Here is a 23,516-nt window from a genome sequence, read left to right on the forward strand (position 1 = left end):
GATTCAAAAACGATTGATTAAAACAGAATTTAGAAAAGGAAATTAAAGATGGCTGCTAAAGACGTTAAATTTGGTAACGATGCACGTATTAAAATGCTAGAAGGCGTTAATATTCTAGCCGATGCAGTAAAAGTCACCCTTGGCCCTAAAGGCCGTAACGTTGTGATAGATAAATCGTTTGGTTCACCTATTATCACCAAAGATGGTGTCACTGTTGCGCGTGAAATTGAACTGGAAGACAAATTCCAGAACATGGGTGCACAAATGGTGAAAGAAGTTGCTTCTCAAGCTAACGATGCAGCGGGTGACGGAACGACAACCGCAACGGTATTAGCGCAAGCGATCATCACTGAAGGCTTGAAAGCTGTAGCAGCGGGTATGAACCCAATGGATCTTAAGCGTGGCATCGACAAAGCTGTCGTGGCGGCGGTTGAAGCGTTGAAAGAGCTTTCAGTACCTTGTTCAGACACTAAAGCGATTGCGCAAGTGGGTACTATTTCTGCGAACTCGGATTCAAGCGTGGGTAACATCATTGCTGAAGCGATGGAAAAAGTGGGCCGAGATGGCGTTATCACTGTTGAAGAAGGCCAAGCACTGCAAGATGAACTCGATGTAGTGGAAGGTATGCAGTTTGATCGTGGTTACCTATCTCCTTACTTCATTAATAACCAAGAAGCGGGCAGTGTTGATCTAGATAGCCCATTCATCCTATTGGTTGATAAGAAAATTTCTAACATTCGCGAACTGCTTCCTGCACTTGAAGCGGTAGCAAAAGCTTCTCGTCCACTACTGATTGTGGCGGAAGATGTTGAAGGTGAAGCATTGGCGACGCTGGTTGTGAACAACATGCGTGGCATTGTAAAAGTTGCTGCCGTGAAAGCACCTGGTTTTGGTGATCGCCGTAAAGCGATGCTACAAGACATTGCTACCCTAACGGGCGGTACTGTGATTTCTGAAGAGATCGGTCTTGAGCTTGAAAAAGTGACCTTGGAAGATCTAGGCCAAGCGAAGCGCATCTCTATCACTAAAGAAAACACCACCATCATTGATGGTGCAGGTGAAGAGCAAGCCATTAAAGGTCGCGTTGCACAAATTCGTCAACAAATTGAAGATGCAACTTCAGATTACGACAAAGAAAAACTACAAGAGCGCGTGGCCAAACTGGCAGGTGGCGTTGCAGTGATCAAAGTCGGTGCAACCACTGAAGTTGAAATGAAAGAGAAGAAAGATCGCGTAGAAGATGCACTGCATGCAACTCGCGCAGCCGTTGAAGAAGGCGTGGTTGCGGGTGGTGGTGTTGCACTGATCCGTGCGGCTGCTAAAGTTGCGGGTCTTGAAGGTGACAACGAAGAGCAAAACGTAGGTATTCGTGTTGCACTACGTGCGATGGAAGCACCCATTCGTCAAATCGTGAAAAACGCGGGCGAAGAGGATTCTGTTGTGGCTAACAATGTTCGCGCTGGTGAAGGTAACTATGGTTACAACGCTGCGACGGGTGAATATGGCGATATGATCGACATGGGTATTTTGGATCCAACCAAAGTGACTCGTAGTGCGCTACAGTTCGCAGCTTCAGTCGCGGGCCTCATGATCACCACAGAAGCTATGGTGACTGAGCTACCGAAGAAAGAAGCGGCAATGCCTGATATGGGCGGCATGGGCGGTATGGGAGGGATGATGTAATCATCCTCTCTCAATAAGAAACCGGAGCTTGCCTCCGGTTTTTTTTCGCATAATTAGCTCAATCCTGACGTTTGAGTGATCCGACTCTTCTAGACTTCGTCTCTTCACTGATCACAATTTGGTGATGATGTGAGTGAAATAGCGTGAACAAACCCAATATTAACGGTTTCATTGGTCAATGGAGATCTTTATGAAAAAAGTACTTTCAGCACTAGCCGTAGTGGCTGCGTTATCTTCTTCTGTTGCGATGGCTGGCACTCCAGTTATGTTTTCTTCCATCAATAACTTCAATGCACCGGATGAAAATGCGGTATCAGGCGTTCGTGTTGCGGCTCTTTACGGTAAAGTGAATGAGGTTAAAGGCTTAGATCTCGCCGTTGTTGGATTATCTGAAACTGACTCTACGACGGGTGTAAATTTAGGTCTTTTAGGGGCATCGAAAGTCAATCAAGAGATGATTGGTGCTTCACTCGGTTTGTTAAACTGGAATACAGGGCAGACCGTGGGTGCTAACGTGGGTGTAGTGAATCTGACCAACAATGTACAAGGTGCTAACGTCAGTCTAGTGAACTACTCTGAAGGTAATACCATGGTTGATGTTGGTGCAGCAAACTTCTCTGATACATCGAAAGTGCAAGTGGGTTTGTTCAACAAAACCACAAAAATTGAAGGTGTTCAGGTCGGTCTAATTAACTGTGCGGATAACGGTTTTTTTAAGTGTTTTCCTATCATCAACTTTGCTAAATAGCCGATGAATTGAAATCGAAAGAGCAGCCTCAAGCTGCTCTTTTTTCACCTTATGTACGACGACGAAAGCGTTGATGAACACCACGGCGCAAACTTTGAAAGCTATTTTCTACCTTATCCACGCCATACAACACACACAATGCTAATACCGTGATAATGATGGATTGCTGTAAGTAACCAAGACCGATCATCAATCCCAGTGATGCCAGTACCCAAATAACAGCGGCTGAGGTGACGCCATGGATTTTCCCATCTTGAGTCATCATCACGCCTGCGCCTAAAAAACCAACCCCAGTAATAATTTGTCCAAGCACGCGAGCTTGATCTAAGGTGTTAGGGGACAGTGATACGGCCATCGCTAGAAAGAGGTAAGTCCCTGAGATGATTAATATTGATGTGCGAATGCCCACCGGTTTGCCACGGGTTTGGCGTTCAACGCCAATCAGTAACCCATTGATAGCACAGCACAATAATGCAGACCAACTGAATGGACTAAGATCAAGAAATTGTCCGAGAGATTGCATGATGGTTTTCCCAAAAGTATGAAGGTAAGAGTTCGTTGATTGACACCGAACCGCTCTTTTGAAGTTCTGTAATTACTCAAGATGCAGATCGAGTGGCGTTTTACTGGCTCTGCCACCGATTTCTCGAGTTAGCTTAGCAACAAGATAGCCCGAGACTCGCTCAATGACACCTGCCATTATTTCTTTTGCTTTTTGATCACTAACAAAAAAGTGCGCTGCGCCTTGCACTTTATCCAGCACATGCAAGTAGTAAGGCAAAATTCCTGCATCAAATAACGTTTCGCTGAGCGCGACTTGCGCGTCAACGCTATCATTAACACCTTTTAACAATACACCTTGGTTGAGTAAGGTAACATTGATGGCGCGCAGACGACTCATCTGCTGTTTGAATTCTAGATTGATTTCATTGGCATGGTTAATGTGCGTCACCAAAATGACTTGTAAGCGAGTTTCACGCAGCAGATCACACAATGCATTGGTGATTCGAGCGGGGATCACCACGGGCAAGCGCGAGTGAATACGCAACCGTTTAATATGAGGCACGCTGCTGATTGCATCGATGAGCCAACGCAGTTCTTCATCTTTCGCCATTAACGGATCACCGCCCGATAAAATGACCTCATTGAGTTCGGGATGCGCGGCAATATAGTCGACGCTTTGCTGCCACACCTGCTTTGAGCCTTTATTCTCTTGGTAGGGGAAATGACGACGAAAGCAATAACGGCAGTTAATCGCACAACCACCTTTGACTATCATTAGCACTCGGTTGCGGTATTTATGCAGCAATCCCGGAATGGCATTGTTTTGTTCATCAAGCGGATCATTTGAGTACCCATCATGCCATTCAAACTCTTCATTGAGTGGTAAAACTTGACGCAACAGGGGATCGTAAGGGTTTCCTTTTTCCATGCGATCGACAAAACTTTGTGGCACTCGTAGTGCGAAGAGTTTGCGTGCGGCAAACCCGTTTTGCCAAAGGGCAGGATCAATCTCTAACTGCTGGAGAAGCTCGGCAGGGTTTGAGATCGCATTCGTTAATTGTTGAAGCCAGTTTTGCTCAACAGAATCAAGTTTTCGGGTTATTATATGCGGCATTGAATTTAACTCGAAGAATGGTAAGAGGAAAAAATGGCTACTGTTAGCACGAATGAATTTAAAGGCGGTCTCAAAATTATGCTTGATAATGAGCCTTGTGTCATTCTCGAAAATGAATATGTGAAACCAGGTAAAGGCCAAGCCTTCAACCGTGTCAAAATCCGTAAACTTCTTTCTGGCAAAGTGTTGGAAAAAACATTTAAGTCAGGTGATTCAGTAGAAACGGCTGACGTAATGGATATCGATCTTGATTATCTCTATAACGACGGCGAATTCTACCACTTTATGAATAATGAAACATTCGAGCAAATTGCGGCGGATAATAAAGCGGTGGGTGAAAGCGCAAAATGGCTAGTGGAAAACAACACTTGCATGTTGACGCTTTGGAACGGTAACCCAATTGCGGTAACGCCACCAAACTTTGTTGAACTTGAAGTGGCTGAAACTGATCCGGGCTTGAAAGGTGATACGCAAGGTACGGGTGGTAAACCCGCTACGTTGGTCACAGGTGCTGTGGTACGTGTGCCATTGTTCATCTCTATCGGTGAAGTGATCAAAGTGGATACCCGCTCTGGCGAATATGTAGGTCGAGTCAAATAATCACCTCAAGATAAGTAAGAAGGTCGCTCGGTTAGCGGCCTTTTTTATTGCTACAAAGCTGAGTGAGTGCCGTAATAAAAAAGAGCTGCCGAGGCAGCTCTTTGATGTCATCACTTTTCTATCTTTAAATCATAAAGATAAAAACGACTGCGAGTGCGGAAATCAGCCCTGCAAACGCATAACAAGCGATTTTACCCACTAAACCCGTGTGGAATTTTAGGTCATGCATACCGTGATGGACACGGTGCATGGCATGCCACATCGGTAAGGCTAATGTGCCAATGATAAACAGTGCGCCGATGATGCTAGTCGCAAAACTCGAAACGCGTTCATAACTCATTGCTTCAGCATCGATAATGCCTAATGGTGCTAAAATACCCAACACGAGAATGGTGATCGGGGTAATCATCGCAAACCATGTTCCACCAGCACCAAACAGCCCCCACCAGATAGGTTCATCAGAACGTTTTGGCGTGCGATTTACCTTATAATTGTTGTTCATGACTATAAGCTCCTACACCACGATGAGAACAATCAGTGAGATAAACGCAACCGCTGCCCACTGAGTTAAGACGATGATTTTCTTGTCGATTAGCTTACCTTTCAAGCGGATTGGCATCACTTGAGGCATCATGCTAAAGAAGGTTTGTGCATGCAGCAAACTCCCCGCTAACGCGACAATATTGATTGCGACCACAATTGGGTTTGCCATAAAGCTTAGCCAGCCTTCCCATGCTTCAGGGCCTTTAACCAAGCAGCCCAAGCCAAAGGTAAGGAATAAGGTAAAGAATATCAGTGGCAGTACCGTGGCTTCACGCAACATGTAGAAGCGGTAGAATGGGTGATCTTTCCACCAAGTACGTGTCATTTCACGAACGTAAGGTTTACGGTTACTCATCCTTATCCCTCCACTTTCTTTGGTGAACCGTCAGGTTTTAGCATGGCAATCACGAAGTCCATTGAAGATTCAACTTTGCCTTGGTTGACGGCTGCCGCTGGGTCAACGTGTTTTGGACACACTTCAGAGCAGTAACCAACAAAGGTACAACCCCAAGCACCGTTATCACCATTGATAAGCTTCATACGCTCGGCTTTACCATGGTCACGGCTATCTAAGTTGTAGCGATGAGCAAGGGTTAATGCTGCGGGGCCAATAAACTCAGGGTTCAAACCAAACTGAGGGCAGGCCGCGTAGCAAAGACCGCAGTTAATACAACCAGCAAATTGTTTGTATTTGGCCATTTGCTCTGGCGTTTGTAAGTTGGTGCCATCTTCAGGTTTGCGATCGTTGCCAATGATGTAGGGTTTAATGGCTTCAAGACGCTCGATAAACGAAGTCATATCCACGATCAAATCTTTTTCAATTGGGAAGTTGGCTAAAGGTTCAATTTTCACGCCATTGGGGTAATCGCGCAGGAAGCTCTTACAAGCCAATTTAGGTACGCCATTGACCATCACACCACACGAACCGCAGATCGCCATACGGCAAGACCAGCGATAAGAAAGGTCCTTATCGAGGTTATCTTTGATGTAGCCAATCGCGTCGAGCACTGACATGGTGTCATCAAAGGGAACTTCAAACGCTTGCAGGCGTGGCTTAGCATCTTTTTCTGGGTCGTAGCGCAAAATGTCTACTTTTTGAATGCGATTTGCTGACATTATTTTTGCTCCTCTGCGCTTTTCTCTTCTGCCGCTTTTTCCGCAGCGGCAGCCTGTTCTGCTGCTTCACCATAGAGACGAGCTTTCGGCTGAGATTTAGTGATCTTAACCGCGCTGTAGTCGATACTTGGAGCGGCATCAGGTTGATAGAAAGCTAAAGAGTGCTTGAGGTAGTTCACATCATCACGCTCAGTACAACCTTCGTCTAAACGCTGATGCGCACCGCGAGATTCTTTACGCAAGATAGCTGAGTGAACCATAGCTTCAGCCACTTCAAGGCCATAACCGACTTCGATAGCGTACAGAAGGTCGGTGTTGAACACTTTGCCTTTATCTTTAATGCTAATGTTCTTGTAGCGTGCTTTTAGCTCGGTGATTTTATCAATCGTCGCTTGCATTAAATCTTCTTGGCGGTAGATACCACAACCCGCTTCCATGGTGTGACCCATCTCAGTGCGAATGGTGGCCCAGTTTTCATCACCTTCTTGGTTCATTAACGCTGCAATACGCTCTTCTACGGCTTTGACTTGTTTGGCGATAGATTCATCGTTCCAACCTTTGAATTCCGCTGCGCGTTTCACTGCACTTTCACCCGCAACGCGGCCAAAGACCACAAATTCAGCTAACGAGTTAGAACCCAAACGGTTTGCACCATGCAAGCCAACCGAGGCACATTCGCCGACAGCAAACAGACCTTTGATGCGCGTTTCACATTGTCCATCCGTTTCGATACCACCCATGGTGTAGTGTACGGTTGGGCGAATTGGGATCGGCTCTTTTGCTGGATCAACGTTTACGTAAGCTTTCGCCAATTCGCAGATAAACGGCAAACGCTCTTGTAAGTACTCTTCACCGAGGTGGCGAAGATCAAGCAGCACCACATCACCAAGCGGATGTTTGATGGTGTTGCCTTTCTGTTGTTCATGCCAGAAAGCTTGAGAAACTTTGTCGCGAGGACCGAGTTCCATGTATTTGTTTTTAGGCTGCCCTACCGGAGTTTCCGGGCCCATACCGTAATCTTGCAGATAACGATAGCCATTTTTATTGACGATGATACCACCTTCACCGCGGCAGCCTTCCGTCATCAAAATACCCGTGCCAGGTAGGCCAGTTGGGTGGTATTGCACGAACTCCATATCGCGTAGAGGGACGCCATGACGATAAGCCATCGCCATACCATCGCCGGTTACAATGCCGCCGTTGGTGTTGCAGTGGTACACACGGCCCGCGCCACCAGTGGCTAATACTACAGATTTTGCTTTGATGGTTACTAGCTCACCTTCGGACATATGAATCGCGATAAGCCCTTGAACTTCGCCATCTTCAACAAGTAGATCCACCACGAAATACTCATCAAATCGATTGATTTGTGGGTACTTCATTGAAGTTTGGAAGAGGGTGTGAAGCATGTGGAAGCCTGTTTTGTCAGCCGCAAACCAAGTACGTTCGACTTTCATGCCACCAAAACGGCGTACGTTTACTTCGCCATTTTCTTTACGGCTCCATGGGCAACCCCACTGTTCCATTTGCACCATCTCGCGGGTCGAGTTGGCCACAAAATATTCAACAACATCCTGTTCACATAGCCAATCTCCACCACCAACGGTATCGTTGAAGTGGTTGTCAAGGCTATCTTCTTCCTTGATAACTGCTGCTGAGCCTCCTTCCGCTGCAACCGTATGAGATCGCATAGGATAAACTTTAGAAATCAGAGCAACTTCTAAATCAGGGTTTGCTTCAGCGGCTGCAATTGCAGTGCGAAGACCAGCGCCGCCTGCGCCGATGACTGCGATATCTGTGGTGATAATTTGCACAGTTATCCTCCGGTGTGTGATGCGGAAAATCCGCTTGTTATAGTTAAAGGTTCGTAAGCCTTAAGTGGTACGGGTAGTGTAGAAGAGCTGTGTAAGGAAAAAATTGATTCTGTTAGGTTTTTGCTTCGGAAGTGCAAGCGCGAGCATACTTATTTTTCTTTGTGTGATAATAATCACGTTAGAATTTGGAATTGCGCTTTAAGTCAGTAAAATTCATATCATCCAAACTTATGTGTGCCAGAACATGAATAGAAAAAACTGGATGCCAACCGCATCAATACCACAACTCAAACAGCGTGCTCAGTTACTCAAGCAGATTCGCCATTTCTTTGAACTACGAGATGTATTGGAAGTCGATACACCAGCCATGAGTCATGCCACGGTAACCGACATTCATTTGCAAACCTTCCAAACCCAATTTGTTGGCCCAGGGTATGCTGATGGCCGTCAACTTTATTTAATGACCAGCCCTGAGTTTCATATGAAACGACTTTTGGCGGCGGGGAGTGGTTCGATTTATCAGATCAATAAAGCGTTTCGCAACGAGGAAAATGGCCGCTATCACAACCCAGAATTTACGATGTTAGAGTGGTATCGGGTTGGTTTTACTCACCATGATTTAATGGATGAGATGGATCAATTGCTGCAACTTATTTTGCAGTGTGGAGCGGCGCAGAAGATGAGCTACCAACAAGCATTTTTACAGGTACTTGGGGTTTGTCCGTTAGAAGGCTCAATGAACGAGTTAAAAGCGGCTGCGAGCCGATTAGGTCTAAGTGACATTGCTGAGCCAGAAGAGGATAGAGATACCTTACTGCAACTGCTATTTAGTGTCGGTGTTGAGGCGGAAATTGGTCAACAGGTACCCGTTTTTGTTTACGATTTTCCTGCATCACAAGCGGCACTAGCTAAGATTAACCCGCAAGATCATCGTGTTGCGGATCGCTTTGAGGTCTATTTCAAAGGGATTGAACTTGCGAATGGTTTTCATGAGCTGGACAACCCACAAGAGCAACTGGCTCGTTTTGAAGCGGATAACCAAAAGCGTAAAACGATGGGGCTGGTCGAACAGCCGATTGATTACCACTTGATAGCAGCGTTAGAGGCTGGCTTACCTGAATGTTCAGGAGTAGCGCTTGGTATTGATCGCTTGATTATGCTGGCGTTAGGCCAAGATCATATTGATAACGTGACGGCTTTTCCTTTTCCGATAGCTTAAGCTTTTAAGCTGATGTGGATTGCGCGCTTGTAGTGCGATGAGCGCGCTGAAAAACGGCAACAGTTTCTTATTATGCAATGTAAGCCCTCGCGTCTGGCTGACAACCTCGTTATACTCCTTGTCTGATTTTAAGCCCACATTGCAAGAGCACAGAATATGCAAGAGTACATCGAATTTTTCCAACACAATATGATTCTATCTTTGGCATGGGTAGGTATTCTCGTCGCCTTAATCATGAGCATCGTGAAATCAACCACGGCAGCCTATAAAGAGATCACCGCTTCACAAACGACGCTTTTAATGAATCGTGAAAACGGTGTTGTTGTCGATATCCGCACGAAAGATGAATTTAAAAAAGGCCATATTACCGATGCGGTTCACATTTTACCGTCAGATATTAAATCCGGTAACTTGGCTAGCCTTGAAAAGCACAAGTCTGACCCAATCATTGTGGTATGTAAAACGGGTCAAACCGCGCAAGAGAGTGCCAACCTGCTTGCCAAAGCTGGGTTTGAGAATGTGAATTTACTGAAAAATGGTCTTGTAGCTTGGAATGAAGCGAACTTGCCATTGGTTCGTGGCAATAAATAATTCACTGATCGCGGTTATCTTGAACTGAGTGTGCTGGCTGAAAAGCCAGCATTTGATGCTAAGAGTTGTGATGTTTTCCACGTAATCGTGAGCTCATCTAGTCATTCGAAATCAGCTCGGTTAGTCTAAAAGCAACACTGAATTTGTAAGTATTTAAGGATTTAATCATGGCTGAAGCCGCACAACAAACAGCACAACAAAATTTCGCAATTCAACGTATCTTTCTAAAAGATGTCTCTTTTGAAGCGCCAAACTCACCTGTTATGTTCCAAAAAGAGTGGAATCCAGATGTGAAGTTGGATCTTGACACTCAAAGTCGTGATCTGGGTGAAGGTGTGTATGAAGTCGTATTACGCCTAACAGTGACAGTGAAAAACGCGGAAGAAATCGCGTTCTTATGCGAAGTGCAACAAGGTGGTATTTTTACTGCTGAAAAAATGGAAGCGGGTCAACTTGCCCATTGTTTAGGTGCATTCTGCCCGAACATTCTGTTCCCATATGCACGTGAAACGATTTCTAGCTTAGTTGTTAAAGGGACATTCCCACAACTTAACCTTGCACCAGTGAACTTTGATGCATTGTTTATGAACTACCTACAACAACAAGCGACTCAAGGCGAGCAAGCAGAAGCTTAATCGTTAATGACGTGAGATCATTAACGTTGGCGTTCCACGTCAGACTTTGATGATAAAAAATGCACAAAGCATCCCAGATAATGATGGTGCGTTGTGCATTTTTTGTTTATTTCGAATGCCAATACCTCCGTTCCTTGTTACTCCGTATTGAAAGCTGTATCGGAAGGAATTTAGGTATAACATGACAACACGAATAGCAATGGACGAAACAATGACAGATCCTAACAGTATTTACGGTAAAGCGATCACCATGACAGTAGTTGGTGCGGGTTCTTACGGCACATCTCTGGCGATTTCTTTAGCACGTAACGGTGCTAATGTTGTCCTTTGGGGACACGATGCTAAGCATATGGCTCGTCTTGACGCTGATCGTGCTAACCAAGAATTTTTACCCGGTATTGATTTTCCCGATTCGCTGATTGTGGAAACCGATTTGAAAAAAGCGGTACAAGCGAGCCGCGATTTGTTGGTTGTAGTTCCGAGCCACGTATTTGGCCTTGTTATGAATAGTTTAAAGCCTCACTTACGTGATGATTCCCGTATTTGTTGGGCAACCAAAGGGCTTGAACCTGAAACGGGCCGGTTACTGATGGATGTGGCCTATGACACCATTGGCGAGCGCTATTCATTGGCAGTGTTATCTGGGCCGACTTTTGCTAAAGAGTTGGCGATGGGAATGCCTACCGCAATTTCTGTTGCTTCGCCTGACGCGCAGTTTGTCGAAGATCTGCAAGGCAAAATTCACTGCAGCAAAACTTTCCGCGTTTACGCCAATAGTGATTTTATTGGCATGCAGCTAGGTGGTGCGGTTAAAAACGTGATTGCGATTGGCGCTGGCATGTCCGATGGGATTGGCTTTGGTGCGAATGCGCGTACTGCATTGATTACGCGCGGTCTGGCCGAAATGTGCCGTTTGGGTGCAGCGTTAGGTGCTCAGCCTGAAACCTTTATGGGGATGGCCGGATTGGGTGACTTAGTACTCACTTGCACCGATAACCAATCACGTAACCGCCGCTTTGGTTTGGCGCTGGGACAAGGAAAAGATGTGGATACGGCGCAGCAAGAAATTGGCCAAGTGGTTGAAGGTTATCGCAACACCAAAGAGGTGTGGTTATTAGCGGCGCGCATGGAGGTTGAAATGCCAATAGTTGATCAAATCTATCAAGTGCTGTATCAAGGAAAAGATGCGCGTGTTGCAGCACAAGATTTGCTGGCTCGTGATAAAAAAGCAGAACGCTAATTCATTGCTCATGATTAGGCACAAAGCCTATTAGCAATCTACATTGACGCTCTAGAGATTGGATGAGGAAGGGTGATCAACCAACGATGAAACATTGCGAAAAACTCAAAGTGTGGCAAGCCATAGTCAAAGAGGCGCGCGAGCAGTCAGAACAAGAACCGATGCTGGCTAGTTTTTATCATGCCACTATTATTAAGCATGATAGTTTAAGCTCGGCCTTGAGCTATATTCTTGCCAATAAGCTGAATACGGCCTCAATGCCAGCGATGGCGGTGCGTGAAGTGGTCGAAGAGGCATTTGCCGCAGACCCCAGCATTATGGAAGCGGCGGCGTGTGACATCTGCGCGACTGTCAATCGTGACCCCGCGGTATCTATGTTTTCAATGCCTCTACTTTATCTCAAGGGCTACCATGCCTTACAAGGCTATCGCGTCGCGAACTGGTTATGGAAGCAAGGTCGAGTGGCGTTGGCTACCTATTTTCAAAACCAAATCTCGGTAGCTTGCCAAGTGGACATCCATCCTGCTGCACGTATTGGTCGCGGCATCATGCTTGACCATGCTACGGGCATTGTGATCGGTGAAACCGCGGTGGTGGAGAATGATGTCTCTATTTTACAAGATGTAACGCTAGGCGGAACGGGTAAAGAGTGCGGCGATCGCCACCCGAAAATTCGTGAAGGCGTGATGATTGGCGCGGGTGCCAAAATTCTCGGTAATATTGAAGTGGGCGAAGGGGCGAAAATTGGTTCTTGTTCGGTGGTATTGCAAGCGGTGCCTCCGCACACTACCGTCGCTGGAGTGCCAGCCAAAATTGTCGGTCGTCCGCAAACCGATAAGCCTTCGTTAGATATGGACCAACAATTTAATGGCCGTTCTCAAAGTTTCATTGCCGGTGATGGTATTTGATTTGGTCGCGGAAAACAAAAAGGGTGATGCTCACAGAGCATCACCCTTTTTTATGGTTGGCATTAAGCCATTGCATCGAGTTCAGCAAGCACTTCTTCAGCCCAATCAACCCACGCTTGGCGAACCAGTAGGTTGCGGCGTAGTGTTAGACGCTCAAGGCGCTGTAGCTTATCGAGAGTAGCTGGTGTTGCATAGTACGCAGACTCAATCTCTTTGTAGTGAGCAACCAGTTTTTTCGATTCTTCAACTAATTCACCCAGTTGAATTCGGTAAGGTGTTGCTGGTTGTACCGAGCAAGCGATCAATTTAGCGCTAAATTCATCACGTACGGTTGGGTGAGCTGTAGGTTGGTCAAACCATTCACCTAAAGCGCTGCGACCTGCATCGGTGATGGAGTAAACTTTACGATCTGGCTTGCCATCTTGCGGTTCTAATACACAAGTGACTAGGCCTTGTTGACCCATTTTATTCAGTTCGCGGTAAACTTGTTGGTGGCTGGCTTTCCAAAAATAGCCAATGCTCGAAGAGAACTCTTTTGTGATGTCGTACCCTGTGGCATCGCGAGTGCTCAAAACAGTGAGGATAACGTGTGGTAATGACATGTCTTTAATCCAAATGGTTAATAAACTCAAAAACAACTTGCTCAAACTCGTGTTGTGCTTCTGATGGCATCAATCATGAATGAGTTTAAGCAACACCCACCGTTCTATTGACGGAGTGGGTTGTGTCACCTTAAAAAGCCGTTTATCACCTAGGATTATATGCGTGACGCATATCGACCTGCGATTTGTTATGTTTGTATGCTACCGCAGAGGAGCAGTAGTATATCTAAATAATAAGCATAAAGTAGAATACTTTGTTAGTTTAGCTTAAAAAACTGATAATATGCTCAATAATTTTTGTGATTTAAAATAAAAAGCCGCACAGAGGCGGCCTTTTAGCTAGTTTGTGAAACAAAATGCTGTTACTTAGCCTGTGTTACGCATTCCTGCTGCAATACCCGCGATAGTCACCATTAAGGCTTCTTCTAACTCTGCTGGTGCGGTTTCGGTTTTGCGAGTGCGGTACAACAGCTCTGCTTGCAGCATATTTAATGGCTCAACATAGATATTGCGCAAACGGATTGACTCTTGACCCCAAGGATCGCTTTGCATCAAGTTCTCATTGTTTTCTACATTTAACACCGCTTTGATGTCTTTCTGTAATTGAGAACGCAAACGCTCACCGAGCGGGCGTAACGATTCATCGACTAAGCGTTCATCGTAATAGCGTGAGATTTCAATGTTGCACTTGGAGTAAACCATCTCTAGCATGCCCAAACGCGTTGAGAAAAATGGCCATTCACGGCACATCTCTTCCAGCAGTGCTTGGTGTCCTTTATCGATAGAAAACTGAATTGCTTCTCCCGCACCTAGCCAGGCTGGTAGCACGAGGCGGTTTTGGCTCCAAGAGAAGATCCACGGGATTGCACGTAAGCTTTCGACTCCACCATTAGGGTTGCGTTTAGCCGGACGTGAACCGAGCGGCAATTTACCCAGCTCTAGCTCTGGCGTTGCTTGGCGGAAGTACGGGACAAAGTCCGGCTCGCCGCGAACAATATGGCGATACGCTTCGCAAGAGACCTCAGACAATACCTCCATTAAGTCGCGCCAATCTTGTTTTGGCTCTGGTGGTGGCAGCAGGTTCGCTTCTAAAATGGCGCTGGCGTACATCGTAAAACTATTGACCGCTACTTCTGGTAGACCAAGCTTAAAGCGGATCATTTCGCCTTGCTCCGTCACACGCAAGCCACCTTTTAAGCTTTTGGGTGGTTGTGAAAGCAGTGCCGCATGTGCTGGAGCGCCCCCGCGACCAATGGTGCCGCCACGTCCATGGAATAGTGTCAGTTCAATTCCAGCCTCTTCACTGACATTAACCAAAGCTTCCATCGCGCTGTATTGTGCCCAACCGGCGGACATTACACCTGCATCTTTAGCGGAATCGGAGTAACCAATCATCACCATCTGGTGGTTTTGAATAAAGCCACGATAGAGATCAATGCCCATTAGTTGGCGGATCACCGTTTCTGCGTTGTTTAAATCATCCAAAGTTTCGAACAGTGGACAAACGTCCATGCGATAAGGGCAGCCACACTCTTGCAACAATAGATGTACAGCAAGTACATCTGATGCGGTACGAGCCATCGAAATCACATAAGCACCAAAGGCTTCGCGAGGCTGAGAAGCAACGATTTTACAGGTGTCGATCACCTCTTGTACCGCTTCTGAAGGCTGCCAGTCACGAGGTAACAAAGGACGTTTTGAGCTCAACTCATTGGTGAGAAACGCAATTTTGTCTTGCTCGCTCCACTGGTCATAATCACCAATGCCTAAATAACGGGTGAGCTCGGAGATCACATCAGAGTGGCGAGTGCTCTCTTGGCGAATGTCCAAACGCACAAGATGCACGCCGAACGCTTTAATCCGGCGCAGAGTATCAAGCAGCGAGCCATCGGCAATGACGCCCATGCCGCATTGATGTAAAGATTGGTAGCAGGCATAAAGCGGTTCCCACAACTGTGCGATATTTTGCAGTGGTGCTTTGCGTGCCAGTTGTTGGCCATTGATCTTGGCATCCAACACTTCCAGTGTTTCGCTGAGCAGTTCACGCAGGCGTTTGAGAATAGCGCGATAAGGTTCGTGTTCATCTATGCCAGCCAGATCGCGTAGCGCGTCACTGCATTTGGTCATCGACAATTCGCTGACCAGCTCATTGATATCACCTAGGTAGAGATCGGCCGCTTTCCAGCGAGAAAGCAGCATTACTTCACGGGTGATTTTATGAGTCACAAAGGGGTTACCATCACGGTCGCCGCCCATCCACGAAGAGAAATGCACAGGGCGTGCATCAATTGGTAGTCCTTCACCTAAGTAGTTGGTGAGGTGCTCATCAAATTCACGAAGAAAATCAGGCACGGCTTGCCATAGAGAATTTTCCACCACCGCAAAGCCCCATTTTGCTTCATCCAGTGGCGTAGGGCGCTGCTTACGAATCACATCTGAATGCCAGCTTTGCGCGATCAACTGTTCTAAACGGCGTTCGGTTTTTTGGCGCTCTTTAAATGAAAGGTCACTGAGTTCAAGCTTGGAGAGACACTCGTTAATTTTCACCAGCTTGTTGATCATCGTGCGGCGTGTAATTTCGGTTGGGTGAGCCGTTAGCACTAACTCGATATTGAGATCGCGTACCGCTTGAGCAGCATCCAATTTACTGATTTTATTTTGATTCAGTTTAGTAAACAGTAAATTAATCGCATCAGGCTCACACACATGTTCTTCACAGTGACGTGAAATGGTGTGGTACTGCTCGGCCATGTTGGTTAAGTTAAGAAATTGGTTGAATGCCCGCGCTACTGGGGTGAGCTGTTCGTTGGGAAGGTTTTTGATCTCTTCAACCAAGCTGTCTCGGTCGGCTTGATTGCCATTACGGGCTGATTTTGAAAGTTTTCGGATGGTTTCCACTTTCTCTAAGATAACGTCACCATGGGCGTCCTGAATGGTGTTGCCCAGCAAACGGCCAAGCATGCTCACGTTACTTTTGAGCGCAGCGTATTTTTCGTTCATTGTCATCCTGCCTTGTAAAAAAATTACATCCATTGTTCCTTGCTAAGTACACAATCTAGCGAAAAGATCCCTGTAGAGTCAAATAAAGCCGACTATTTTTACGATTATTGCTGAATGTTATTGAACGTGATCATTTGGTGAATAATTGGCGTAAATTACTGAAATTTTATTACAAAAATGCCCGACCGTAGAAACCCTGTCAGGCATTTATCGCTTGAGTAAGCTTGGTAGACTAGAAGCAGTATTTATACATTGCTTTGGACAAAATCGAGATGGTTGGATCAATAAATTCAAACGCTAGGAATTCATCCGGTTGATGCGCTTGATCGATCGAACCCGGGCCGAGTACCAGTGTTGGGCATAATTGTTGTAAGAACGGTGCTTCAGTACAGTAATTCACGGTTTGTGAAGCGGTATTGCAAATCTCTTCAATGTTGCCAATAAAGGGGTGATCATGCTGACATTCATAACCCGGAATCGCATCATGCAGCGCGGTAATCTCAATGCGGCCGGGCCATTTTGCACTGACTTCATTCAGTGCATTGCGCAGCAAGTTATCGAGCCCATCTAGACTCATGCCGGGCAGCGGGCGCACATCGTAATGCAATTCGCAGCAGCCACAAATGCGGTTTGGACTATCGCCACCGTGGATATGGCCGAGGTTCAAAGTGGGGTGAGGAATGGCAAAGCCTGGGTGATGGTACTCTTTGATCAATTTGTCGCGCAGTTGCATTAACGCGAACAGCACTTCATGCATGATTTCGATGGCATTTACGCCCAGAGCAGGATCAGACGAGTGGCCCGATTTTCCTGTCACTCGAATAGCGTTGGCTACGTGGCCTTTATGGCCGCGGATGGGCACAAGGCTAGTCGGCTCACCAATAATGCAGTAATCCGGTTGAAATGGTGCATGTTCAGTGAAATGACGCGCGCCGAGCATAGTGGTTTCTTCATCACAGGTAGCCAACACATACAGCGGTTTACTCTGTTTACTCCAATCGACTTTTTTCACCGCTTCGTAGATAAAAGCAAAAAAGCCTTTCATGTCTGCCGTGCCTAAGCCATAGAAACGATCATTGGCTTGCGTTAACGCGTGTGGTTCAAAATTCCAACGCCCTTCGTCAAATGGAACGGTATCACTGTGCCCCGCGAGCAGTAGGCCACCTTCGCCGCACCCTTTCTTCGCCACTAAATTGTATTTTCCCGGCGCGACTTCAATGGTGTCGACTACAAACCCTAAGCTGGAAAACCAGCTTGCCAATTTATCAATCACACTTTGGTTACCTTCGTCCCAACGAGCATCTGTGGAGCTGATGGAAGAGGTCGAAATCAGACCTTGGTAAACCTCAAGAAAACTGGGTAATTGCATATTATCTTTGCTCCTAGTATTGACAGAGTAATTGCGAGAAGGTAAAACACATATTAAATCACTTTGTGTGAATAAAAAACCGAGTTAAGTGTCTTTTTTGAAATTTATAGTCATTTTAGATTGTCTTTTTTACCTTGAAATTGGATGTCACGAGATGTTGAAAACCACAATTATCGGAGCTAGCGGTTATACCGGCGCTGAGTTGGCGTATATGGTGCAAAAACACCCACAACTCACGCTATCAGGTTTATACGTTTCCGCCAATAGCCTAGATGCTGGAAAACCAATGGCTGAGCTGCATGGCAAACTCTCCGGTATTGTCGACATGCAGGTACAACCATTAGTGGATCCGGTGAGCGTTGCAAGCCAATGTGATGTGGTGTTTTTAGCTACGGCTCATGAGGTGAGCCATGATCTCGCGCCTATTTTTCTTGCGCAAAATTGTCAAGTTTTCGACCTTTCTGGTGCTTTTCGCGTCAAAGGTGATGATTTTTACCAAAATTACTATGGTTTTAAACATCAACACCCTAAATGGTTAGAAAACGCGGTTTATGGACTGGCGGAATGGAATTATGAGGCAATTAAGCAGAGCCAATTGATCGCCGTTGCAGGTTGCTATCCAACCGCATCGCAACTGGCGATAAAGCCTTTGGTTGAAGCGGGTTTGTTAGATACAACTCAATGGCCGGTGATTAATGCCACCAGCGGTGTCACAGGTGCGGGCAGAAAAGCGACATTAACCAATAGTTTTTGTGAAGTGAGCTTACAGCCATACGGCGTGTTTACTCATCGCCACCAACCTGAAATCGTCGCCCATTTAGGATGTGATGTGATTTTTACGCCTCACTTAGGGAATTTCAAACGCGGTATTTTGGCCACCGTGACGATGAAGCTTGCATCAGGTATTTCAGAGCAACAAGTCAGCCATGCTTTTGAGAAGGCGTACGCTAACAAACCAGCGGTTCGGCTCAAATCAACCTTGCCGAGCATCAAAGATGTTGAATTTACGCCATTTTGCGACCTCGGTTGGCGAGTGCAAGGTGAGCATATTATCGTCGTGTCCGCGATCGATAATTTATTAAAGGGGGCATCGAGCCAAGCGATGCAGTGTTTAAATATTCATTACGGTTTTTCTGAGCTAACGGCTTTGGTGTAACGCACCAAGCGTAAGGGTTAAATATGACAGATACAAAGCAAAATCCATTAGTGATTAAGTTAGGCGGCGCTGCGCTGTCTTGTTCTGAAACGCTAAGCAAACTGTTTGGCGCAATCGCACTGTATCAAGCCCAAGCTCAGCGACGAATTGTCATCGTGCACGGGGGCGGTTATCTCGTCGATGACCTGATGGCGAAATTACAACTAAAAACCGTGAAGAAAGAAGGTTTGCGTGTCACGCCTTATGACCAAATTCCGCTGATTGCAGGCGCGCTGGCTGGGACAGCCAACAAAATGCTGCAAGGGCAAGCGATTAAAGATGGCTTAAATGCGGTTGGTTTATCGCTCGCTGATGGCGGGTTATGCAAAGTCGAAGAGTTGGATCCAGAACTCGGCGCAGTGGGCAAGGCTTCTCCTGGTGATTCACAAATCGTGCAAGCGATTTTAGCCGCTGGTGGTTTGCCTATTATCAGCTCGATTGGCCTGACCGCTGATGGTCAAATGATGAATGTCAACGCCGATCAAGCAGCCGTTGCAGTGGCTGGCGCATTGGATGCAGAGCTCGTTCTGCTTTCCGATGTGAGCGGTGTGCTGGATGGCAAAGGCCATTTGTTGTCGAGCCTCAATGAGCAGCAGGCCAATGCGCTCATTAAAGGCAAAGTGATCACGGATGGCATGATTGTCAAAGTGAAAGCGGCGCTGGAAGCGGCAAATGATTTAGGTCGCCCGATTGAAGTGGCGACATGGCGTTACCCAGATAAGCTCAGCAAATTGTTTGCGGGCGAAAGTATCGGGACCCAATTTTTACCTCAATAAACGCATTTAATCAGTTGTTGATAACAGCTGTAAGTAATTAATCACCCAGAGCACTGACCGCCAAGCGCAGCGCCGGGAAATGGAGAAAGTAAGATGAGCAAGGTTCAAGTCAATAAAGTCGTTGTCGCATACTCTGGCGGTCTAGATACTTCGGTAATCATTCCGTGGTTAAAAGAAAACTACGATTGTGAAGTGGTTGCCTTTGTTGCCGATGTCGGCCAAGGTGAAGAAGAATTGGTCGGCATTGAAGAGAAAGCGAAAGCGTCTGGCGCGTCAGAGTGTTATGTGGTCGATCTTAAAGAAGAGATGGTCGCTGAATACATCTACCCAACACTAAAAACAGGTGCTTATTACGAAGGTAAATACCTGCTTGGGACGTCAATGGCTCGCCCAATCATTGCCAAAGCGCAAGTTGAAGTAGCGCGTAAAGTGGGTGCCGATGCGCTGTGTCACGGCTGTACGGGGAAAGGTAATGACCAAGTGCGTTTTGAAGGTGCGTTTGCAGCCCTAGCGCCTGATTTACATGTGATTGCCCCTTGGCGTGAGTGGGACATCGTGAGTCGTGAAGAGTGTCTTGATTTCCTTGCTGAGCGTAACATTCCTTGCGCCGCTTCATTGACGAAAATTTACTCGCGTGATGCGAACGCGTGGCACATTTCGACCGAAGGTGGCGTGCTTGAGAGTACTTGGAACGCCCCTAATGAGGATTGCTGGGTATGGACAGTAGATCCAGAGCAAGCACCAAATGAACCAGAGTTTGTCACATTGCAGGTCGCGAAAGGCGAAGTTGTTGGCGTCGATGGTGAACTGATTACGCCTTACAACGCACTCGTTTACCTTAATGAGAAAGGCTCTAAACACGGCGTTGGTCGTATCGACATCGTCGAAAACCGTTTGGTTGGTATGAAGTCTCGTGGTTGTTATGAAACCCCAGGAGGCACCATCATGATGGAAGCGTTGCGTGCTGTTGAGCAGTTAGTGCTCGATAAAGCCTCATTCGAATTTCGTGAAGAACTGGGTGTCAAAGCGTCGCATCTTGTATACGATGGCCGTTGGTTCACTCCGCTGCGTAAATCCATCATGGCTGCAGCCGATGAGCTGGCACAGGACGTTAATGGTGAAGTGGTTGTGAAGCTTTACAAAGGGCAAGCGACAGTGACGCAAAAACGTTCGGAAAACAGCTTGTACTCGGAAGAGTTTGCGACCTTTGGTGAAGATGTTGTGTATGACCAAAGCCACGCAGGCGGCTTCATTCGTCTCTATTCGTTGGCAAGCCGGATCAGAGCGTTGAACGAAGCGAAGAAGAATAAAGCCTAGGTTAACACCCAAGGTAGAGACACAAAAATAACAATAAAAGATCGCTCTAGTAGCGATCTTTATTATAAAAATGATTGAGCAATTTGATGTGGTCACGCTCAGTCGCGACCTAAGAGCAGGAGATACGCAATGGCATTATGGGGCGGTAGATTTACCCAAGCAGCAGACACGAGGTTCAAAGAGTTCAACGATTCACTTCGCTTTGATTACCGATTGGCTGAACAAGACATTGTGGGCTCTATAGCATGGTCAAAGGCGTTGGTGTCAGTGAATGTTTTGGGCGAAGAGGAGCAGCAAAAACTAGAACTTGCGCTCAACGAACTCAAACTGGAAGTGATGGAAGATCCTGAGCAGATCTTACGCTCTGATGCAGAAGATATTCATTCTTGGGTTGAGCAGCAGTTGATCAGTAAAGTGGGTGATTTAGGCAAAAAGCTGCACACTGGGCGCTCTCGTAATGACCAAGTCGCGACCGATTTAAAATTGTGGTGCCGCCAGCAGGGTCAGCAATTACTGTTGGGGTTAGATCGCCTGCAAACGAAATTAGTGTCGGTTGCTCAGCAGCACCAAGCGACGGTTTTGCCCGGTTATACCCACCTGCAACGTGCGCAACCAGTGACCTTTGCGCATTGGTGTTTGGCCTATGTTGAAATGTTTGAGCGTGATTACTCTCGTTTAAATGATGCGATTAAGCGCCTTGATACTTGCCCGCTTGGCTCCGGCGCGCTGGCAGGTACGGCCTATCCGATTGATCGTGAACAGCTTGCTCATCATTTAGGGTTTCGCCGTGCCACGCGTAACTCGCTCGATTCAGTATCCGACCGAGATCACGTGATGGAATTGATGTCGGTGGCGTCGATCTCGATGCTGCATTTATCGCGCTTGGCGGAAGATATGATCTTCTATAACTCGGGTGAGTCTGGTTTTATCGAACTGGCTGACACCGTGACTTCGGGTTCATCCTTGATGCCGCAAAAGAAAAACCCTGATGCCTTGGAGCTGATCCGTGGCAAAACTGGCCGTGTTTATGGCTCGCTTGCGGGCATGATGATGACGGTCAAAGCCTTACCATTGGCTTATAACAAAGATATGCAAGAAGACAAAGAAGGGCTGTTTGACGCGCTGGATACTTGGAACGACTGCATGGAAATGGCTGCGCTTTGCTTTGATGGCATCAAAATTAAAACCGAACGGACTTTAGAAGCGGCCAAACAAGGCTATGCCAATGCTACCGAATTAGCTGATTATTTAGTCGCCAAAGGGATCCCTTTCCGTGAAGCGCACCATATTGTGGGCGTAGCGGTGGTTGGCGCGATCGCGAAAGGGTGTGCGCTTGAAGAACTGACCCTTGCCGAGCTTAAAGAGTTTTCGTCGGTCATTGAAGATGATGTTTATGCGATCCTCACTATTGAATCTTGCTTAGAAAAACGCAGCGCTTTAGGTGGCGTTTCGCCAAAACAAGTGGCCTATGCGGTTGATCAAGCCAAAGCGCGTTTAGACAAACGTGACACCACGGCGGTGAAAGTTCGTCCTGCCCGTTTGACGGATATTGAAACGCTAGAAAGTATGGTCACTTATTGGGCGAATATGGGAGAAAATCTGCCTCGTTCACGCAATGAGTTGGTGCGCGATATTGGTTCATTTGCCGTGGCGGAACACCATGGTGAAGTGACGGGATGCGCCTCGTTATATGTCTATGACTCTGGGTTGGCTGAAATTCGTTCGCTTGGTGTAGAAGCAGGTTGGCAAGGTCAAGGACAAGGAAAAGCGATCGTCTCGTATTTGGTGAATAAAGCGCGGCAAATGGCGATTAAGAAAGTGTTTGTTCTGACTCGAACGCCAGAGTTTTTCATGAAGCATGATTTTATTCCAACCTCAAAAAGCTTACTGCCAGAGAAAGTGCTCAAAGATTGTGAACAATGCCCACGGCAGCACGCTTGTGATGAAGTGGCGCTTGAGATCAATTTGGTTGAGCAGATCATCAAGCGAGTCAACGTCGCTTAATGCGTTGATTACCAACGCGATCATTGCCGTTAATGAGGCCTTGGAAAAAGATCTCAAAAAGATCGAATGATCACGGAACAATTTAAGAAAAGCGTGGTCTATAACTGTACCACTGCTTTTTCTTAGAAGAATCTAAGAAGGCCCCAAACCTACTATTGGTTCTGGGGCTTTTTCTTTTGTGCTCTTTAGCTTTTTATTTGTCGCGCCCTTGCCGCTTACGCCAAGGGAGTACCACAAACTTCATCCACAGATGTAAAAACAGCAAACCGTTAAAGGCAAAGCCCGCTATTAGCAAGCTGATCGATTCAATGGTTTTAGGGTTCTCCCTGTATAACCACCACCACACAAGCCAGCACCCAACTGACAAAACAGTGAGCTGATCCATACAACGTTGGCAGCGGCCGATTTTTTTCCAAAACCACGAAGATTGGCAGTTATTGCAAGGCATAAGCGCGTTCATTAAAGAGAAAATAACGGCAGTATAACGTGCGTGAAGGTGTGAGTCTAAGGTGCGGCTGAAACTAAAGCGTATAAAAAA

At 46.6% G+C, this 23,516-nt stretch carries 22 protein-coding genes; 12 read left to right on the forward strand and 10 right to left on the reverse strand.

The genetic code is table 11. The features are described from left to right. Nucleotides 1-48: 48 nt before the first annotated feature. The gene (gene groL / locus NB504_RS10770) at nt 49-1,683 is read left to right on the forward strand and encodes a chaperonin GroEL (protein WP_013855861.1); all 1,635 of its coding nucleotides are present in this window, start codon (nt 49-51) and stop codon (nt 1,681-1,683) included. 190 nt (nt 1,684-1,873) lie between these two features. Further along, a complete protein-coding gene (locus tag NB504_RS10775; protein WP_258428880.1) occupies nt 1,874-2,431 on the forward strand; it encodes a VC2662 family protein in 558 nt (185 codons plus the stop codon). A 49-nt stretch (nt 2,432-2,480) separates the two neighbouring features. Here NB504_RS10775 and NB504_RS10780 read toward each other — a convergent pair whose 3' ends face one another. Beyond that, nucleotides 2,481-2,954 carry an MgtC/SapB family protein gene (locus NB504_RS10780; RefSeq protein WP_013855863.1) on the reverse strand — a complete coding sequence of 158 codons (474 nt, stop codon included), beginning with the start codon at nt 2,952-2,954 and terminating at the stop codon, nt 2,481-2,483. Nucleotides 2,955-3,026: 72 nt separating this feature from the next. Next, nucleotides 3,027-4,049: an EF-P beta-lysylation protein EpmB gene (gene epmB, locus NB504_RS10785; protein WP_017047264.1), complete on the reverse strand. Its 1,023-nt coding sequence runs from the start codon at nt 4,047-4,049 to the stop codon at nt 3,027-3,029. Between the two features lie 33 nt (nt 4,050-4,082). Here epmB and efp point away from each other — a divergent pair, with 33 nt between their 5' ends. Then, a complete protein-coding gene (gene efp, locus NB504_RS10790; RefSeq protein ID WP_017043203.1) occupies nt 4,083-4,649 on the forward strand; it encodes an elongation factor P in 567 nt (188 codons plus the stop codon). Nucleotides 4,650-4,773: 124 nt separating this feature from the next. Here the strand turns inward: efp and frdD are convergent, their stop codons facing one another. From frdD to frdA, 4 genes are read right to left on the reverse strand one after another with little or no spacing between them, the layout of a single operon-like run. After that, on the reverse strand, nt 4,774-5,151 hold the full coding sequence (gene frdD / locus NB504_RS10795; RefSeq protein ID WP_010317640.1) for a fumarate reductase subunit FrdD: 378 nt from the start codon (nt 5,149-5,151) through the stop codon (nt 4,774-4,776). Nucleotides 5,152-5,163: 12 nt separating this feature from the next. Next, complete coding sequence (gene frdC, locus NB504_RS10800; protein ID WP_017043204.1) at nt 5,164-5,547, reverse strand: fumarate reductase subunit FrdC; 384 nt, start codon at nt 5,545-5,547, stop codon at nt 5,164-5,166. A 2-nt stretch (nt 5,548-5,549) separates the two neighbouring features. Then, nucleotides 5,550-6,308: a succinate dehydrogenase/fumarate reductase iron-sulfur subunit gene (locus tag NB504_RS10805; protein WP_017046770.1), complete on the reverse strand. Its 759-nt coding sequence runs from the start codon at nt 6,306-6,308 to the stop codon at nt 5,550-5,552. Further along, nucleotides 6,308-8,122, reverse strand: coding sequence for a fumarate reductase (quinol) flavoprotein subunit (gene frdA / locus NB504_RS10810; protein ID WP_013855868.1), 1,815 nt, complete (start codon nt 8,120-8,122; stop codon nt 6,308-6,310). Before frdA ends, NB504_RS10805 begins: the two co-directional genes overlap by 1 nt. Before the next feature lie 244 nt (nt 8,123-8,366). Here frdA and epmA point away from each other — a divergent pair, with 244 nt between their 5' ends. From epmA to cysE, 5 genes are all read left to right on the forward strand, one after another. Continuing rightward, complete coding sequence (gene epmA / locus NB504_RS10815; RefSeq protein WP_038169762.1) at nt 8,367-9,341, forward strand: elongation factor P--(R)-beta-lysine ligase; 975 nt, start codon at nt 8,367-8,369, stop codon at nt 9,339-9,341. A 156-nt stretch (nt 9,342-9,497) separates the two neighbouring features. Beyond that, entirely contained in the window at nt 9,498-9,932 is a 435-nt protein-coding gene (locus NB504_RS10820; protein ID WP_010317649.1) for a rhodanese-like domain-containing protein, read from the forward strand. Nucleotides 9,933-10,099: 167 nt separating this feature from the next. Further along, the gene (gene secB / locus NB504_RS10825) at nt 10,100-10,567 is read left to right on the forward strand and encodes a protein-export chaperone SecB (RefSeq protein ID WP_013855870.1); all 468 of its coding nucleotides are present in this window, start codon (nt 10,100-10,102) and stop codon (nt 10,565-10,567) included. Between the two features lie 181 nt (nt 10,568-10,748). After that, complete coding sequence (gene gpsA / locus NB504_RS10830; protein ID WP_017043209.1) at nt 10,749-11,807, forward strand: NAD(P)H-dependent glycerol-3-phosphate dehydrogenase; 1,059 nt, start codon at nt 10,749-10,751, stop codon at nt 11,805-11,807. An 86-nt stretch (nt 11,808-11,893) separates the two neighbouring features. Then, a complete protein-coding gene (cysE, locus tag NB504_RS10835) occupies nt 11,894-12,715 on the forward strand; it encodes a serine O-acetyltransferase (protein ID WP_010317654.1) in 822 nt (273 codons plus the stop codon). 62 nt (nt 12,716-12,777) lie between these two features. On the opposite strand, the gene NB504_RS10840 is transcribed toward cysE, so the two are convergent. The 3 genes from NB504_RS10840 to argE all read right to left on the reverse strand — a co-directional run bounded on the left by NB504_RS10840 (nt 12,778) and on the right by argE (nt 17,686). Then, the gene (locus NB504_RS10840; protein ID WP_038149150.1) at nt 12,778-13,317 is read right to left on the reverse strand and encodes a PadR family transcriptional regulator; all 540 of its coding nucleotides are present in this window, start codon (nt 13,315-13,317) and stop codon (nt 12,778-12,780) included. A 366-nt stretch (nt 13,318-13,683) separates the two neighbouring features. Next, a complete protein-coding gene (gene ppc, locus NB504_RS10845; RefSeq protein WP_026027423.1) occupies nt 13,684-16,317 on the reverse strand; it encodes a phosphoenolpyruvate carboxylase in 2,634 nt (877 codons plus the stop codon). Nucleotides 16,318-16,549: 232 nt separating this feature from the next. Then, a complete protein-coding gene (argE, locus tag NB504_RS10850) occupies nt 16,550-17,686 on the reverse strand; it encodes an acetylornithine deacetylase (protein WP_013855875.1) in 1,137 nt (378 codons plus the stop codon). Between the two features lie 154 nt (nt 17,687-17,840). Here argE and argC point away from each other — a divergent pair, with 154 nt between their 5' ends. From argC to argH, 4 genes are all read left to right on the forward strand, one after another. Then, nucleotides 17,841-18,842: an N-acetyl-gamma-glutamyl-phosphate reductase gene (argC, locus tag NB504_RS10855; RefSeq protein WP_081245068.1), complete on the forward strand. Its 1,002-nt coding sequence runs from the start codon at nt 17,841-17,843 to the stop codon at nt 18,840-18,842. A gap of 23 nt (nt 18,843-18,865) precedes the next feature. Beyond that, nucleotides 18,866-19,657, forward strand: a complete 792-nt coding sequence (gene argB, locus NB504_RS10860; RefSeq protein ID WP_010317663.1) for an acetylglutamate kinase — start codon at nt 18,866-18,868, stop codon at nt 19,655-19,657. A gap of 93 nt (nt 19,658-19,750) precedes the next feature. Next, entirely contained in the window at nt 19,751-20,974 is a 1,224-nt protein-coding gene (locus tag NB504_RS10865; protein ID WP_258428884.1) for an argininosuccinate synthase, read from the forward strand. Between the two features lie 129 nt (nt 20,975-21,103). Beyond that, nucleotides 21,104-22,978 carry an argininosuccinate lyase gene (gene argH / locus NB504_RS10870; RefSeq protein ID WP_013855879.1) on the forward strand — a complete coding sequence of 625 codons (1,875 nt, stop codon included), beginning with the start codon at nt 21,104-21,106 and terminating at the stop codon, nt 22,976-22,978. Nucleotides 22,979-23,171: 193 nt separating this feature from the next. Here argH and NB504_RS10875 read toward each other — a convergent pair whose 3' ends face one another. Then, on the reverse strand, nt 23,172-23,426 hold the full coding sequence (locus NB504_RS10875; protein WP_017046763.1) for a DUF3624 domain-containing protein: 255 nt from the start codon (nt 23,424-23,426) through the stop codon (nt 23,172-23,174). Nucleotides 23,427-23,516 lie beyond the last annotated feature (90 nt).

It is taken from the genome of Vibrio sp. RM-69-4 (assembly GCF_024743775.1).
Taxonomy (GTDB): Bacteria; Pseudomonadota; Gammaproteobacteria; order Enterobacterales; family Vibrionaceae; genus Vibrio; species Vibrio anguillarum.